Source organism: Gordonia sp. 11cp (genome assembly GCF_057767225.1).
In genome coordinates this window covers 4,675,732-4,690,862 of the sequence record NZ_CM173437.1, presented here as the reverse complement: position 1 = coordinate 4,690,862, position 15,131 = coordinate 4,675,732, and the positions used below count along the sequence as shown (strand labels likewise).

Below are 15,131 nucleotides of genomic sequence, written 5' to 3'. Positions count from 1 at the left end.
CCTTGGGCCACGACTTCGAGGTCAAGGACAGCCGCACGGTGTACGACGGCGCGATCATCACCCTGCGGGTCGACGATGTCGAGATGCCGGGCGGACGCGTCGCCGAGCGTGAGGTCGTCGAGCATTTCGGGGCCGTCGCGATCCTGGCACGTGACGACGCCGGTCGCGTGGCGATGGTGCGGCAGTACCGTCATCCGCTCGGACGCCGACTGCTCGAGTTGCCCGCCGGGCTGCTCGACCAGGCCGACGAGGAGCCCTTGGCCGCCGCGCAGCGCGAGTTGGCCGAAGAGGCCGACCTCGCCGCCGACTCGTGGCACGTCCTCGTCGACCTCGCCCTCTCACCCGGGTTCACCGACGAGGCGCTGCGGCTGTATCTCGCCGAGGGGTTGCACCATCTCGACGCGGCCGAACGCGTGGACGAGGAAGCCGACATGTCGGTGGAGTGGGTACTGCTCGACGACGCTGTCGCGCAGGTGTTCGCGGGCGAGATCGTCAACGCGACCAGCGTCGCCGGCATCCTGGCCGCGGCGGCTGCGCGCGAATCGACGACCGGTCTGCGAGGTGTCGGCGCCCCGTGGCCGGACGAACCGACCGCTTTACGCAACCGTCGTGCCGACGATCGGGGCCGCCGGTCGTGACCCTGGCCGCCGACATCTCGCGCTACCTCGATCACCTGACGGTGGAGCGAGGTGCGGCGGCCAACACGGTGTCGTCGTACCGGCGCGACCTCGAGCGATACCGGCGATACCTCGACCGACGAGGGATCTCGGCCCTCGACACGGTGGCCGAGGAGGACATCCGCGAGTTCCTCGTGGAGCTGCGGCGCGGCGACGCCGACGCGGGATTCGCGCCCCTCGCGGACAGTTCGATCGCGCGAACCCTGGTCGCGACCAGGCGGTTTCACAAGTTCGCGGTGGACGAGGGGATCGTGACGACCGACGTCGCGCACGATGTCCGGCCGCCCCGCGCCGCCCGCCGCCTGCCGAAGTCGTTGCCGGTGGACGAGGTGCTCGCGATCCTCGACGCCGCGGGCGCCGACGACCATCCGCGCGGCCTGCGGGACCGTGCCCTGCTGGAGTTCCTCTACAGCTGCGGGGCGCGGATCTCCGAGGCCACCTCGCTGGACATCGACGACCTGGATCTCGACGACATGCGGGCGGTTCGCCTGCGGGGCAAGGGCGGGAAGGAGCGTCTCGTGCCGATCGGCGGACCGGCCGTCGACGCTCTCGAGGCGTATCTCGTCCGCGGACGGCCCGCGCTGGTGTCGCGGGCGACGCCCGCGCTGTTCCTCAACGCTCGCGGTGGCCGGCTGTCGCGGCAGAGCGCCTGGCAGGTGCTCGTCACCGCGGCCGAACGTGCCGGACTGGACAAGGCGGTCTCGCCGCACACCCTGCGGCACAGCTTCGCGACGCATCTCCTCGACGGCGGCGCCGACGTCCGCGTCGTCCAAGAACTCCTGGGCCATGCCTCGGTCACCACCACGCAGGTGTACACACTCGTGACGGTGAACACGATGCGCGAGGTCTATGCCGTCGCCCATCCGCGGGCGCGCTGACCGCTGCGGTCGCGTCGGGCGCGCCGACGCCGGAATGATCGGGCAGATGTCCTAGGCTGATACGAGGCTCGGACGCCGACGGGCGGACCGGCTGCCCGACCGAACAAGCGGCGACAGCGGCACCGACCAGCAGCGTGATCGAACAGCAGCGGCATCGAACAGCGAAGGGAGCGGCGGACACGTGACCACTCCGAGCGCACCGCGGTCTGGCGCCCGTCCGGGAGATCAGTACAGCATCCAGGTGTCGCCCGGCAACGACACCGAAGAAGCAGGACACGACGTCGACGAGATCGGGCCCACCGGGCGGCCGTATCGCGACGTTCCCGAACCGGCATCGCTCGACCGCCACGGACCCGCCACGGTGATCGCGGTCTGTAACCAGAAGGGCGGCGTGGGCAAGACGACGTCGACCATCAATCTCGGTGCGGCGCTTGCCGAATACGGTCGCCGGGTGCTGCTCGTCGACCTCGATCCGCAGGGTGCGCTGTCCGCGGGACTCGGTGTGCCGCACCACGAACTGGATCAGACCGTCTACAACCTGCTCGTGCCGCCGCAGGTGGCGACCGACGAGGTCCTGATGCGGACCCGCGTCGACGGTCTCGACCTGCTGCCCAGCAACATCGACCTCTCCGCCGCGGAGATCCAACTGGTCACCGAGGTCGGTCGCGAGCAATCGCTGGGCCGGGCACTGCATCCCGTGCTCGACCGCTACGACGTCGTCCTCATCGACTGCCAGCCGTCGCTGGGTCTGCTCACCGTCAACGCGCTGGCCTGCGCCGACACCGTGCTCATCCCGATGGAGTGTGAGTACTTCAGCCTCCGCGGACTGGCGCTGCTCACCGACACGATCAACAAGGTGCGTGACCGGCTCAACCCGCGTCTCGATCTCGGCGGCATCCTGGTGACCATGTTCGACGCCCGCACGCTGCACTCGCGCGAGGTGATGGCGCGTGTGGTCGAGGTGTTCGGTGACGCCGTCTACGACACCGTCATCGCCCGTACCGTCCGGTTCCCGGAGACCAGCGTCGCCGGAGAACCGATCACCTCCTGGGCGCCGCGGTCGGCCGGCGCGAAGGCATACCGGGCGCTCGCGCGCGAGGTCATCGCCCGCAACGTCAAAGGCACATGACGCTCGGCACGGACCAGGTGGCGCCCGACGCCGCGGCCTCCGAACCCGCCACAATCGCAGAAGGGGCGGCGCCGGAAGGCGCCCAGGAGTCCGGCTTCCGGGTGAAGCTGCGCAACTTCGAGGGCCCGTTCGACTTGTTGCTGAACCTGATCTCCCAACACCGCCTCGATGTGACCGAGGTGGCGCTGCATGTGGTCACCGACGACTTCATCGCCTACACGCGCGAACTCGGGCCGGAGATGGGCCTCGACGCGACGACCGAGTTCCTCGTAGTCGCCGCGACGCTGCTGGATCTCAAAGCGGCTCGCCTCCTGCCGTCCGGTGAGGTGGACGATCCCGAGGATCTCGCACTACTCGAGGCCCGGGACCTGTTGTTCGCCCGGTTGCTGCAGTACCGCGCGTACAAGCAGGTGGCCGCTCTGTTCGGCGAGCTCGAGGCGGCCGCGCTCCAGCGCTACCCGCGGGCGGTGTCGCTGGAGAAGCGGTTCGAGGATCTGCTGCCGGAGGTGACCCTCGGCGTCGACGCCGACGGCTTCGCCCAGGTCGCCGCGACGGGGCTGACGCCGCGCCCGGTGCCCACCGTCGGCCTCGACCACCTGCACGACGTGCAGAAGGTGTCCGTTCCGGGCCAGGCGCGTCGGATGGCGTCCCTGCTCAGTGCCGCGCCGGGCACATGGTTGAGCTTCCGTGATCTGACCGCGGACTGTGCGAGCGGGCTGGAGATCGTCGGCAGCTTCCTCGGACTGCTCGAGCTGTTCCGGGAGCGGGCCGTCGCCTTCGAACAACCCGTGGCGCTCGAGGACCTGGCGGTGATGTGGACCAGCGAACGCGGCGCCGACGACCTGCGCATCGACAAGGCAGAGGACTACGGATGACAGACCACGTTCCCGACGTCGAGACGTCCGACGCGACCAGTGCGGCCGCGGGGGAGGATCCGGGACCGGCCGAACCCGAGCAGACCGCGCTCCATGGAGACGGGGAGTATCTCGACGACGATCGTCTGCGCTCAGCCCTGGAAGCGGTGCTCCTCGTCGTCGACACCCCGGTGACCACCGACGAACTCGCGAACGCAGTGGACCAGGACCGCACGCGGGTCCGGGAGACGCTCAACGCGATGTCGTCCGAGCTCACCGCGTCGGGCAGCGGCTTCGATCTGCGGTTCGCCGGCGACGGCTGGCGCTACTACACACGAGCGGAATACGCCCCGTACGTCGAGCGGCTGCTGCTCGACGGGGCGCGGTCGAAGCTCACCCGAGCGGCCCTCGAGACACTGGCGGTCATCGCGTACCGGCAGCCGGTCACCCGGGCCCGGGTCAGCGCCATCCGCGGCGTCAACGTCGACGGCGTGATCCGCACGCTCGTCGCACGCGGGCTGATCAACGAGGTCGGCAACGAACCGACCACGAACGCCACGACGTATGCCACCACCGAGCTGTTCCTCGAGCGCCTCGGCCTCGCGTCCCTGTCGGAGCTACCTGATCTGGCGCCGCTCCTACCCGACGTGGACCTGATCGACGACCTCGACGAGGAACTGCTGGCGGATCCCCGATTCGCCAAACTGTCCTCTCAACCGTCAGACTCGAAGGAACTGATCATCGACGGTGGCACCACCACCGACTCACAGGACTGAGAGAACATGGCATCCGCTGGCCGAGATGGCTCACCGGGAAACCGCCGCAAGGGCGCGCCCGCACAACAGCCGCGAACCAAGAAGACCCACCGCAAGGGGTCGTCGAAGCCGAACGCCGAAGTGGGCAAGATCCGGCTGAACAACGCACGCCCGGCGCGCCACCAGACGCCGTCACCCGAACACGGTTCCGGCGACGGCGCCGCCTACGTCGAGGACGGTGTGCGCCTGCAGAAGGTGCTCGCCCAGGCAGGCGTGGCATCGCGTCGCGGAGCCGAGGAGATGATCGCGGCCGGTCGTGTCGAGGTCGACGGTGAGATCGTCACCGAGCAGGGTCTGCGGATCGACCCCGACACCGCCGTCATCCGCGTCGACGGCGCCCGCGTGATCATGGACGAGACCCGTCAGTACCTGGCGTTCAACAAACCCAAGGGCTGGCAGTCGACGATGTCGGACGACCAGGGCCGTCCCTGCGTGGGTGACGTGGTCGCCGAGCGGGTCATGGCGGGCCAGCGACTGTTCCACGTCGGTCGCCTCGACGCCGACACCGAGGGTCTGCTGCTGCTGACCAACGACGGCGAACTCGCGCACCGGTTGATGCACCCGTCTTTCGAGGTGCCCAAGACCTACCTCGCAACACTCAAGGGCGAGGTCCCGCGCGGGATTGCGCGACGCATGCGCGAGGGCGTCGACCTCGACGACGGCCCGGTGACGGTCGACAAGTTCACCGTGATCGAGGTCCACGAGGGGCAGTCGCTGGTGCGGATCACTCTGCACGAGGGCCGCAATCGCGTGGTGCGTCGCATGATGGACGAGGTCGGTTACCCGGTCGTCAAACTGGTTCGCACTCATGTCGGTTCGGTGGCGCTGGGCGAACAGCGTCCGGGCAGCCTGCGCGTCCTGGGCAGCGACGAGGTCGGTGGCCTGTACAAGGCGGTCGGCCTGTGACCGACGGGGTGTCCTCGTCTGCCGGCGGAACCACGCATGTCGTTGCCATCGACGGTCCGGCGGGTACCGGTAAGTCGTCGGTCTCGAAACTGCTCGCGGCCAAGGTCGGGGCCAGCTACCTCGACACCGGTGCGATGTACCGGGCGGTGACTCTCGCTGTTCTCGATGCCGGTGTGGCGCTGGACGATCCAGCCGGGATCGCCCGCGTGGCGGCTGGCGTCGACATCGCGCTGGTGCCGGACGGAGACGGTGCCAAGGTGTTTCTCGACGGTCGCGACGTCTCCGGTCCCATCCGGACCGAGCACGTCACGAGCGCCGTGTCCGCGGTGTCGGCGGTACCCGAGGTGCGCACGAAACTGGTTGCGCTGCAACAGCAGAACGCGCAAGGACGGTTCGTCGTCGTCGAGGGCCGCGACATCGGCACGGTGGTGTTCCCCGAGGCGGACGTCAAGATCTTCCTGACCGCGACGCCCGAGGCGCGCGCCGAGCGGCGGCACAAGCAGAACCTGGCCGGCGGACGCGACAGCGACTACGAGGCGGTGCTGGCGAGTGTCAACCGGCGCGACCATCTCGACTCGACGCGCAAGGTGTCGCCGCTGCGTGCGGCCGACGACGCGACGCTCGTCGACACCAGTGACAAAACCCTCGACGAGGTGCTCGACGAACTGAGCGGCCTCGTGGAGACCCGGATCGGAGCTGTGGAACGGTGAGCGACAACTACTCGGACGATCTCACGGCGCTGCCCGGCGACGGCACGTGGTCGGACGAAACCGACTGGCAGCTGACCGATGTCGGGGGCGCCGACGACGCGTCCGGCGTCGAGCACATGCCGGTGGTGGCGATCGTCGGGCGGCCCAACGTGGGCAAGTCGACGCTCGTCAACCGCATCCTGGGCCGTCGGGAAGCCGTGGTCGAGGACATCCCCGGCGTGACCCGTGACCGCGTGTCGTATGCGGCGTCGTGGTCGGGCCGGCGGTTCACCGTCGTCGACACCGGCGGATGGGAGCCGGACGCCAAGGGCCTGCAACAGGCCGTCGCCGCCCAGGCCGAACTGGCCATGCGCACTGCCGACGCCATCGTCGTCGTGGTCGACGCCACGGTCGGCGCGACCGCGACCGACGAAGCGGTCGCACGGGTGCTGCGGCGCTCGAAGACCCCGGTCATCCTGTGTGCCAACAAGGTCGACAGCGAACGTCTCGAGTCCGACACCGCCTCGCTGTGGTCGTTGGGGCTCGGCGAGCCGTACCCGGTGTCGGCCGCGCACGGCCGCGGCGCCGGCGACCTGCTCGACATCATCCTGGACAAGCTGCCCGAGACCCCCCGGGAGGCACCGACTCTCGGCGGTCCTCGTCGGGTCGCGCTCGTCGGCAAACCGAACGTCGGCAAGAGTTCGCTGCTGAACAAGCTGACCGGTAGCGAGCGTTCGGTGGTCGACAACGTGGCCGGCACGACCGTCGACCCGGTCGACGAACTCGTCGAACTCGGCGGCAAGACCTGGAATTTCGTCGACACCGCCGGTCTGCGACGCAAGGTGCGGACCGCGAGCGGTCACGAGTACTACGCGTCGCTGCGGACGCGGTCGGCGCTCGACGCGGCCGAGGTGGCGGTGCTGCTGATCGATGCGTCGGAACCGATCACCGAACAGGACCTGCGGGTGCTGTCGCTCATCATCGAGAGCGGCCGCGCGCTCGTGATCGCGTTCAACAAGTGGGATCTGGTCGACGAGGATCGTCGGTATCAGCTGGACAAGGAGATCGACCGCGAGCTCGCTCGTGTGCCCTGGGCGCGGCGGGTGAACATCTCGGCGTCGACCGGCCGGGCCGTCCAGAAGCTGGTGCCCGCGCTGGAATCGGCGCTCGAGTCGTGGGACAAGCGCATCTCGACCGGCCCGCTGAACAACTGGCTCAAGGACGTCATCGCCGCCAACCCGCCGCCGCTGCGCGGTGGCCGGCAGCCGCGCGTGATGTTCGCGACCCAGGCCTCGGTCCGGCCGCCGACCTTCGTGCTGTTCACCACCGGCTTCCTCGAGGCGGGTTATCGCCGCTTCCTCGAGCGGCGGCTGCGTGAGGAGTTCAACTTCGACGGCTCACCGGTTCGGATCAACGTCCGCGTCCGCGACAAGCGGGAGCAACGCCGCAAGCGCTGACCCGCGGCGCCGTCAGGTCCACCACGGCTGGCAGTTCCTCCACCGCTCAGGTGGTGGACGTGTCCAGCTCTGGTGGATCTGTGGTGTATGACACGCGTTGTGGGCTAGGGTGTCTCGTGCTCATCTTGGCAATCATCGTTTTCGGCATGGTCATCGGCGCCCTCGCGCAGATCCTCCTCGGCGGCAAGAACCTGCGAACCGTCGACTGGGGTCTCGCCCTGGTGGCCGGACTCGTGGGTTCGTTCCTCGGCGGGCTGCTCATCAGCCTGCTCTCCGGCGACGGACTCGAACTCCGTCCCAGCGGCATCATCGGCTCCCTTGTCGGCGCGGTCCTGGTGACCGCGGGCTGGATCTGGTTCAAGAGGCGTTCGGCGGTCTAGGCCGCAAAGAGATGTCGCGGATCGTTGCGCCGATCGCACCGTTTCGCGACACCTGACGGCAAGCGTCGAATCGGCCCCTGACCAGCCGATTGGTTCGGGACCGTGCTCGTCGGCTAGGCTTTACATCGCTCCGCTTCGGCGGGAGCAACGGGCTGTGGCGCAGTTTGGTAGCGCACTTGACTGGGGGTCAAGTGGTCGCAGGTTCAAATCCTGTCAGCCCGACAGAAAACCCTGATGAGCGTCGCTCATCAGGGTTTTTTCTTTCGCGGCGTCCGACGGTTCTCCCGTTTCCGGGTCGGCGTACGCGCCGGCAGGTCGCACTGTGCGACGCGGTGCGCCGGTGGCGACCCACATACGCTCGTGGTGTGGACGCAGCCGAGTACCGACGCAGCCTTGCACACATCCTTGCGACGCGATCCGTAGATGTCGCAGCAATGTTGGAACGCTTCGGCGCCGCGGCGTCCGACGTCGCCGGCGGCCCGACGGTCGACGGTGTGATGATCGATGTGTTCGTCGACCAGGACGGCGAAGGTCCGTTCGATGTCTGGGCACGATTCGAGGGTGCGGACGCGTTCGAACTGGACCGGCGATTCGACGACGAGCGACGGCTCTTCGGCGTCGAATGGGGGGAACTCGGCTGGGAACCGGCGGTGCCGCCGCGACCGCGGGGATGGTCGCAAGATGACCTAAAGGAAACGATCGTCGATGTCGTCGCGACGTGGCTCGACGCGCTTGTCCCGAGTGGGCCGGTGGACTGGGAGATCGGTTCGGCCGCAGGCACGCTCGACCGACGGCCGCTGGGGCCGAGCGCCGACCGGGACGGAACAGGCCCACGGGGCTGACGCTCGGCGCCCGATCAGCTCAGATGTCGGACGAAGAATCCGGCGGCGGCGTCACCCGCGTACGTCGGGACGCCGGTGTGTCCACCCATGTTCGCGTGGAGGCTTTTCTCCGTCGAACCGAAGGCGTCGAAGAGGTCCAGCGCGGCCTGCCGGTCATTGTGTTCGTCGTCCCATTGCAGCAGCACGTGCAGGGGGATCGTGACGCGTCGGGCCTCGTCGAGAATCGCTCGCGGGATGAAGCTCCCCGCGAACAGCACGGCGGCCGCGATCCGGGGTTCGGTCACGGCGAGCCGGACGCCGACGGAGATGACGCCCCCGGAATAGCCCACCGGCCCATCGATGTCGGGCAGTGCGAGGAGTTGGTCCATCGCCGTCTGCCATTCCGGGACCGACTGCTCGACCAGGGGCAGGACGAGCCGGTCGACGATGTCGGCGCTGACCTCATGGCCGGCCTGCAGCGTGCGACGGAGGTCGGCACGGGCGTGTTCGGCGGCGATCGACGTCGGTCGGTCACCGCCGCCGGGAGTCTCGATCGTCGCCGCGGCGAAGCCGTCGGTCACTGCCCGTCGCGCCCGGGCGACCAGCCGTGGATACATCTGCTGAAGGCCGCCGGGGTGGCCGAGCAGGATCAGCGGAACGGGTGACGAGGTCGTGGCGGGCGACCACAGGATGCCCGGGATGTCGCCGAGGACGAAGTTCCGTTCGACGACGCCGCCGACGAGGTGGGTCTCAGAGGTGAAGTGCATGGTCGTTCCTTTCGGGGAGTGCGCTCATACGGCGCTCCCCGGACGACCTATCGCCCGACCGTGACTCCGCAGGGGAGCGCCCACGTCGAATCGTTCATGGGTATCGCCTCCTCGGTCTGTCGCACGGACGGTGAACACACTAGCAGCGGTCGACCTGCCGCCACGCCGGATTGTCGTCGGCGCTAGACACCCAGCGGCACCGCGACGTCGGCACCGCCCTCTTCGGTGATCCGGGCACCCATCTGGGTGTAGGTGGGGGCGGTGATGAACCCGCCCGCGAAGAGCGCCTCACCCTGGCGGAATCCGGGGGACTCCGCCAGCAGGTGCTCGGGGACGAAGCCGAAGGTGTCGGCGAGTTCGGCGAGATCCCGCGGGGCGTTCATCCGCATCAGGCACAGGTTGTCGCACTGGGACAGGACATTTGGATGGATCTTGGTGGGCCGTTGCGTCGACAGCAGCAGCCAGAGGCCGAATTTTCGTCCCTCGGCGGCGATCTGCACGACGCGATCGATCAGTGCCTGTTCCACCGCGCTCGTGGCCAGCGGCGGACAGATGTTGTGGGCTTCGTCGACCACGATGAGGACGGGCCGTCGTTCGTCGCGGCGTTCCCACAGGTGCTCGAGCACACTGAGAGCGGCCACCTTCGGTTCCGCCGGGTGGGCGAAGCCGCCCAGGTCGAGCACGGTCGCCTGCGGTCGCTCGTCGACGATGTCGGTGGCTGCGACGCCACCCCGCGCCCACAGTGCCCAGTCGAGAACCTGGAGATTCTCGATCCGCTTGGCCAGCCGTTGGTGTCCGGGGTCGTCGGAACGGCGGAGGGCCTCGAGGTAGGTGGTCTGGTCCGACGTCTCGGTGAGCGTGGCGTCGGCGTGTAGCAGGACGTTGTACTCGTCGGCGTCGGCGATCGGATCCAGCTGCAGGACCGCGGCCTTCGCGGCGAGCGGCAGGGCGAGAAAACGTGTCCGCAACTGCGGTCCGTCGCGCCGGGTGGAATGGAGCACCCGGATGTCGGCGGCCGCGATCGCGTCGGCCGTTGCGGGGTCGGTGGTTCCTCGTGTCTCCGGCAACCGCGTGAAATCGGCGTTCGGGTCGAGGATGAGCAAGGGGAGTCGGGTGCGCAGCAACAGCTGCTCGAGCACCACCCCGAGCGCGTAGGTCTTTCCGGATCCGCTCTGGCCGCACCAGAAGGTGTGGCGGTTGAACTTCTCCGCGGCGAGGAGGACGTCGGTCGTCGCGTTGTCGCGATGGCTTCCCACTGTCAGCTGAACCACGCCCGTACCTTACTGGCACGAGCGGCATCTCATCGGACTTACGGGGTGGACAGCTCTTTGCGCAGTACGAAAGCTCGGTCGCCGGTGGCGGGGTCGCGCACAGGGAATCCGTGCCTGGCGTAGAAGCGGTGTGCGTCGACATCGGGTTCGTCGACCTCGATCTCGAACTCACCGGCGCCCCGCCGTGTCGCCTCGGCGACGGCAGCGGTGAGAACGGCACTGCCGAGTCCGCGGCTCCGTTCGGCGGGTGTCGTGTACATCTCGTCGAGCAGCGCGATGCCGCCCTCGACCCAGACGTTGGTGCGGATGGTGACCAGTCCCAGCGACACGATCGGAGCGCCGGCGACGACGGCGAAAGTAGAAGCACCGGAGAGCAACTCGTGTAGACGGCGTGCCAGCGCCACCGGCCCGGGCGACGGCTCGTCGAACTCGCGATTGAACTCATCCAGCAGATCGGCGATCGTCGCTGCGTCTGCCGTCGTCGCCAGTCGGGCGCGGTTGTGGACGTTCACGATCCCACGGTAGCGGTGCGCACTCAGCCGATCCGGCCGAACCGGGCGAGGAGACGGTCGACTGCGCTGCAGTCCTGCAGGACTCGACGGCGATCGGGGTCCTCGGCGACATCGCGGAGAATCGTGTCGCCGTCCGGGATTCGCTCGGCGTCGACGATCGCCGACCACAGGGCCCCATCGGTGGAAGTGAACGCGTCGACACCGTCACGCAGGGCGCGCGCCAGGATGATCCGATCGTCTGGGTCCAGCCGGTCGTGGACCAGACCGATCATCTCACCGGCGACCGAGCCGTGCGCGCGCTCGTCTCGGCGATGCAGGGCGACGGTGGCCTGGTGTACCGGCTGAATGGTCCGGTCGTCGGCGATGAGGGCCAGGTAGTCGCCGATGGAGGTCTCGGCGACCGTCGCGTACGCCAGGGTCGTCAGAGCCGCGGCTCGCGCCGACTCCGCCCGCGCGAGCGCCTCTCGGTGCCGGCGCACCGTCAACGACTCGGGCAGCGCCGCGTCCGGCAGCGCCCAGCCGCGCCGCCGGCGGGTCAGCGCGGACGCGTTCAGGTGCATCAGCGTGTGGTACTCCTCGTCGACCATCGACTGCACCACCGCCGCCCGGCCCGCATCCGAGAACCCCGTGCCGAACGCATCCCGGAACAGCAGTCCGAAACCGGGTGTCACCACGTCTTGCTCGATGTCGACGACGTTCTTGTTGTAGGCGATCCAGGCCCACGCGCGGACCCTGGACCGGATGTCCTCGTCGAGCCGATCCCAGCCCGGATGCCCGTCGAACGGGAGCATGGAATCGGGATAGTCGGAACGGGCGTCGTCGAAGACGTCGTCCATCGTGGGACCGTCGAGTTCGGGTTCGGTGCGCCGTACCGTCGCACGGCGCGGCCAGCTGCGGACCAGCCCGCGGATCACCGCCGTCTCCACCGGATCGGAGGCGTCGTGGTCGGGCAGCCCGCCGGTCACGATGCCAGTCCGTCGAACAGTCGGGCACACATCTCCGCGTATCCGTCCCCGCGGTCGCCCAGCGATGCACCGGCCCGGGCGACCAGCGCCGTGAACTCGGCGCCGGCGGTGTCATCGTCATCGTCGCAGGCGGCCGACACCCGGGACACGGCCCGCGCCAGCGCATCTCGCGCCGCAGGCGCGCACGGGTTCGATTTCTGCACGTCCCGGTACACCTCTGGTGTCCCACCGGTGATCCGAGCCAGCATCGCCGACATCGTCGTGAACGGAGGGGTTGCCAGCGTCGCGGTCTCGTCGGCGTCGACGCCGAGGTCGGCCAGCGCGCACCCGAACGACAGGATGGTCGCGTGGGTGAGGGCCTGCACCGCCGCACACAGGCGGTCGTGCCGGTCCGCGGTGGTGACCTCCCTCCTGGCGCCCCACCGTGCCAGGTCGTCGAGCAGAAGGTCCGCGCCCGGCCCGCCCCGATGGACGACGACCGCGACCGCACGGCTGGGTAGTCCGAGGGACGGCGCGAACATCGGATTCACCCCGACGATCGGCCCGCCCGCGTCGACGTCGACCCCGTCGAGACGCGCGACAGCCGCCGAGAACCGCGACTTCACCGACAGCGTCTCCACCAGCAGCGCCGTCGAACGCAGCAAGGGCCGGACCGTCCCCACCGAGGCCAGCGCCACGTCCTCCGGTACCGCGAGGACCACGACGTCGGCCTCGCGCATCCGCGCCTCCGCCTCCGGGCCGGGAGACCCGATGTCGTCCCCGAACGCGGCGTCCAGGATGTACACGTCGGCGCCGTCCGCGCGCCACCGATCCGCGAACATCGACCCCACCGCTCCCGCACCGCCGGCCACGACCACCGACCGCGACTCGGGGGCGGTCGATCCGGTCATGGCCCGCTTTCGTCGGCAACGGACAGGCAGCGTCGCATGGTGAGCGCCTTGACCATCGTCTCCTCGAACTCCTCGTCCGGATCCGACAGCGCGACGATCGCACCGCCGACCCCGAACGTCACCTCGGAATCGGTGGCGACCATCGTGCGGATCACGATCGACAGATCGGCGGTTCCCGTCAGCGAGAAGTAGCCGATCGCGCCCGAGTACACCCCCCGCGGACCGGCCTCGAGCTTGTCGATGATCTCCATCGTGCGGATCTTCGGCGCCCCGGTCATCGAACCGCCCGGAAACGCCGCCCGCACACAGTCGACCGCCGACAGCCCCTCGCGTAGCGTCCCACGCACCGTCGACACCATCTGATGCACCGGTGCGTAGGTCTCGATGTCGAACAGGGACGGCACGTGCACCGAGCCCGGCTCACAGACGCGCGAGAGGTCGTTGCGGACGAGGTCGACGATCATCAGGTTCTCCGACCGGTCCTTCTCGCTCGCTCGCAGCGCGCATCGGAATTCCTGGTCCTCCAGCGGATTCGCCGACCGAGGCCGGGTGCCCTTGATCGGTTTCGACTCCACCGTGCGGTCCGCGGCGACCTTCAGGAAGCGTTCCGGAGACGCGCTGAGCACCGACAGCCCCGAGAACTGCAGCAACGCACTGTAGGGCATCGGGCTGATCTCGCGGAGGCACGAATACCCGGACACGGGGTCGAGGGTGCGGTGCACGGTGGCCGAGTTCGTCAGGCACACCTCGTAGGACTCCCCGGACCGGATCTCCGCCAGGCAGTCCTCGACGAGCCTCAGGTACGTCTCGTGGTTGTGCCGGAACACGATCGGCACCTCATGTGGAACCGGGACCAGCGGGGGAGTCGTCGATCGGGGGAGTGGGGGCGGCAACTCCCGGATGGTCGACGCCGTCTCGCGCAACCATCGAGTTGTGTCGGGATCCGGTGTGCCGAAATTCTCGACCGGTTCGAGTGCCAGTACGTACACGCACCCGCCCTCGTGGTCGATCACCACCGCCCGGTCCGCGAACACCAGCGCGGCATCGGCCTGCTCGGACGCATGAGCCAACTGTCCACCGGTGTCCGCCTTGAGTTCGTAACCGAGGTAGCCGACATAACCGAGACAGAACCCGGACGGCAGATCCGACCGCGGCGCCACCGAGCGCTCCCGCACCTGCGCGCCGAGATAGTCGAAGAAGGTGCTGCGGACCACCTCGACCGTTCCGTTCGAATGTTGCACTCGCACTGTCATTTCCGGCACACGGTAGGTCACATACTCGGCGTGCGGTCCCGAACAGTCGCCCATGACGGAGAATCTGCCGTCCTCGTCGTCGGCCGCCGATCCGTCGAGCCAGTAGCTGTTGGGTCCGTCGGCGAACAATCGCTCATACAGCGCTTGCGCATCCACGGTCCGGTCGACGCGCACCGATCGCACCCGATAGCGGTGTTCGTGCTTCGTCGACGGCATATGCTCTGCGGGAACAGATCTCGTCGTCGGTGACGTTACCGCCGCCACGCCCGACGCCCGCCGGTTCGTACGCAGCGGTGTCGCTGCGGCAAAGTTCGCCAGCAGTTCTCGGCCGTACTCGCTGCAGATCGACTCCGGATGGAATTGCACCCCCCACATCGGCAGATCCCGGTGGTGCACCGCCATCAGGACGCCGTCGTCCGACCACGCCTGCTCCTCCAACACGTCGGGGACCTCCATCACCGCGAGCGAGTGATATCTCACCGCCCGGAACGGGGACGGCAGCCCCGCGAAGAGGCCCCGGCCGTCGTGGTGCACCGCGCTGACCCGCCCGTGTCGTGGCTCCGGGGCCCGCACCACGGGACTGCCGAACACATGGCACAGGCCCTGGTGTCCCAGGCACACACCGAGTACGGGCAGCCCGCTGTCGGTCAGAGCCGTTGCGCTGATCCCGAAGTCGCGGACGTAGTCCGGTCGACCCGGGCCGGGGGAGACCACCACGTTGTCGACAGCCGTGAGGTCGACCGACGCCCACGGCACGTCGTTGGCGACGACGACCGGCTCCTGGCCGTTGACCTCGGTCAACAGCGCGTACAGGTTGTAGGTGAACGAATCGTAGTTGTCGATCAGCAGTGTGCGCACCGCGGCCAC

16 protein-coding genes and 1 tRNA gene are annotated in these 15,131 nt (G+C 68.8%); 11 read left to right on the top strand and 6 right to left on the bottom strand.

Going from position 1 to position 15,131, the window contains the following annotated elements; genetic code table 11:
* Nucleotides 1–2: 2 nt before the first annotated feature.
* The 11 genes from AC3B6C_RS21110 to AC3B6C_RS21060 all read left to right on the top strand — a co-directional run bounded on the left by AC3B6C_RS21110 (nt 3) and on the right by AC3B6C_RS21060 (nt 8,627).
* Nucleotides 3–638 carry an NUDIX domain-containing protein gene (locus tag AC3B6C_RS21110; protein WP_035718314.1) on the top strand — a complete coding sequence of 212 codons (636 nt, stop codon included), beginning with the start codon at nt 3–5 and terminating at the stop codon, nt 636–638.
* Nucleotides 635–1,555: a site-specific tyrosine recombinase XerD gene (xerD, locus tag AC3B6C_RS21105; protein ID WP_010844805.1), complete on the top strand. Its 921-nt coding sequence runs from the start codon at nt 635–637 to the stop codon at nt 1,553–1,555. The genes AC3B6C_RS21110 and xerD overlap by 4 nt, the downstream gene beginning before the upstream one ends.
* Nucleotides 1,556–1,736: 181 nt before the next feature.
* Nucleotides 1,737–2,684, top strand: coding sequence for a ParA family protein (locus AC3B6C_RS21100; RefSeq protein WP_488374019.1), 948 nt, complete (start codon nt 1,737–1,739; stop codon nt 2,682–2,684).
* Nucleotides 2,681–3,559 carry a segregation and condensation protein A gene (locus AC3B6C_RS21095; protein ID WP_488374018.1) on the top strand — a complete coding sequence of 293 codons (879 nt, stop codon included), beginning with the start codon at nt 2,681–2,683 and terminating at the stop codon, nt 3,557–3,559. Before AC3B6C_RS21100 ends, AC3B6C_RS21095 begins: the two co-directional genes overlap by 4 nt.
* On the top strand, nt 3,556–4,314 hold the full coding sequence (scpB, locus tag AC3B6C_RS21090) for an SMC-Scp complex subunit ScpB (RefSeq protein ID WP_488374017.1): 759 nt from the start codon (nt 3,556–3,558) through the stop codon (nt 4,312–4,314). The genes AC3B6C_RS21095 and scpB overlap by 4 nt, the downstream gene beginning before the upstream one ends.
* Before the next feature lie 6 nt (nt 4,315–4,320).
* Nucleotides 4,321–5,259, top strand: a complete 939-nt coding sequence (locus tag AC3B6C_RS21085; protein ID WP_488374016.1) for a pseudouridine synthase — start codon at nt 4,321–4,323, stop codon at nt 5,257–5,259.
* Entirely contained in the window at nt 5,256–5,969 is a 714-nt protein-coding gene (gene cmk / locus AC3B6C_RS21080; RefSeq protein WP_055477235.1) for a (d)CMP kinase, read from the top strand. The genes AC3B6C_RS21085 and cmk overlap by 4 nt, the downstream gene beginning before the upstream one ends.
* Complete coding sequence (der, locus tag AC3B6C_RS21075; RefSeq protein WP_010844811.1) at nt 5,966–7,405, top strand: ribosome biogenesis GTPase Der; 1,440 nt, start codon at nt 5,966–5,968, stop codon at nt 7,403–7,405. Before cmk ends, der begins: the two co-directional genes overlap by 4 nt.
* 116 nt (nt 7,406–7,521) lie before the next feature.
* Complete coding sequence (locus tag AC3B6C_RS21070) at nt 7,522–7,785, top strand: hypothetical protein (RefSeq protein WP_010844812.1); 264 nt, start codon at nt 7,522–7,524, stop codon at nt 7,783–7,785.
* A gap of 148 nt (nt 7,786–7,933) precedes the next feature.
* Nucleotides 7,934–8,007: transfer RNA gene (locus tag AC3B6C_RS21065), tRNA-Pro, on the top strand.
* Nucleotides 7,977–8,627 (top strand): DUF6389 family protein, encoded by a 651-nt coding sequence (locus AC3B6C_RS21060; protein ID WP_488374015.1) that lies wholly within the window; start codon nt 7,977–7,979, stop codon nt 8,625–8,627. The genes AC3B6C_RS21065 and AC3B6C_RS21060 overlap by 31 nt, the downstream gene beginning before the upstream one ends.
* A 14-nt stretch (nt 8,628–8,641) precedes the next feature.
* Here AC3B6C_RS21060 and AC3B6C_RS21055 read toward each other — a convergent pair whose 3' ends face one another.
* The 6 genes from AC3B6C_RS21055 to pabB form a co-directional block, all read right to left on the bottom strand.
* Complete coding sequence (locus AC3B6C_RS21055) at nt 8,642–9,373, bottom strand: dienelactone hydrolase family protein (RefSeq protein ID WP_488374014.1); 732 nt, start codon at nt 9,371–9,373, stop codon at nt 8,642–8,644.
* Nucleotides 9,374–9,555: 182 nt separating this feature from the next.
* A complete protein-coding gene (locus AC3B6C_RS21050) occupies nt 9,556–10,644 on the bottom strand; it encodes an ATP-binding protein (protein ID WP_488374013.1) in 1,089 nt (362 codons plus the stop codon).
* Nucleotides 10,645–10,682: 38 nt separating this feature from the next.
* The gene (locus tag AC3B6C_RS21045; protein ID WP_488374012.1) at nt 10,683–11,156 is read right to left on the bottom strand and encodes a GNAT family N-acetyltransferase; all 474 of its coding nucleotides are present in this window, start codon (nt 11,154–11,156) and stop codon (nt 10,683–10,685) included.
* A 23-nt stretch (nt 11,157–11,179) separates the two neighbouring features.
* Nucleotides 11,180–12,121 carry a diiron oxygenase gene (locus AC3B6C_RS21040; RefSeq protein WP_488374011.1) on the bottom strand — a complete coding sequence of 314 codons (942 nt, stop codon included), beginning with the start codon at nt 12,119–12,121 and terminating at the stop codon, nt 11,180–11,182.
* Nucleotides 12,118–13,011, bottom strand: coding sequence for a prephenate dehydrogenase dimerization domain-containing protein (locus AC3B6C_RS21035; RefSeq protein ID WP_488374010.1), 894 nt, complete (start codon nt 13,009–13,011; stop codon nt 12,118–12,120). Before AC3B6C_RS21035 ends, AC3B6C_RS21040 begins: the two co-directional genes overlap by 4 nt.
* Nucleotides 13,008–15,131, bottom strand: coding sequence for an aminodeoxychorismate synthase component I (gene pabB / locus AC3B6C_RS21030; RefSeq protein ID WP_488374009.1), 2,124 nt, complete (start codon nt 15,129–15,131; stop codon nt 13,008–13,010). The genes AC3B6C_RS21035 and pabB overlap by 4 nt, the downstream gene beginning before the upstream one ends.

What these genes read in the sequence shown, in the direction of transcription:
- AC3B6C_RS21095 (WP_488374018.1), top strand. Translation starts at nt 2,681, where the DNA reads ATGACGCTCGGCACGGACCAGGTGGCGCCCGACGCCGCGGCCTCCGAA.
- scpB (WP_488374017.1), top strand. Translation starts at nt 3,556, where the DNA reads ATGACAGACCACGTTCCCGACGTCGAGACGTCCGACGCGACCAGTGCG.
- AC3B6C_RS21085 (WP_488374016.1), top strand. Translation starts at nt 4,321, where the DNA reads ATGGCATCCGCTGGCCGAGATGGCTCACCGGGAAACCGCCGCAAGGGC.
- AC3B6C_RS21055 (WP_488374014.1), bottom strand. Translation starts at nt 9,373, where the DNA reads ATGCACTTCACCTCTGAGACCCACCTCGTCGGCGGCGTCGTCGAACGG.
- AC3B6C_RS21035 (WP_488374010.1), bottom strand. Translation starts at nt 13,011, where the DNA reads ATGACCGGATCGACCGCCCCCGAGTCGCGGTCGGTGGTCGTGGCCGGC.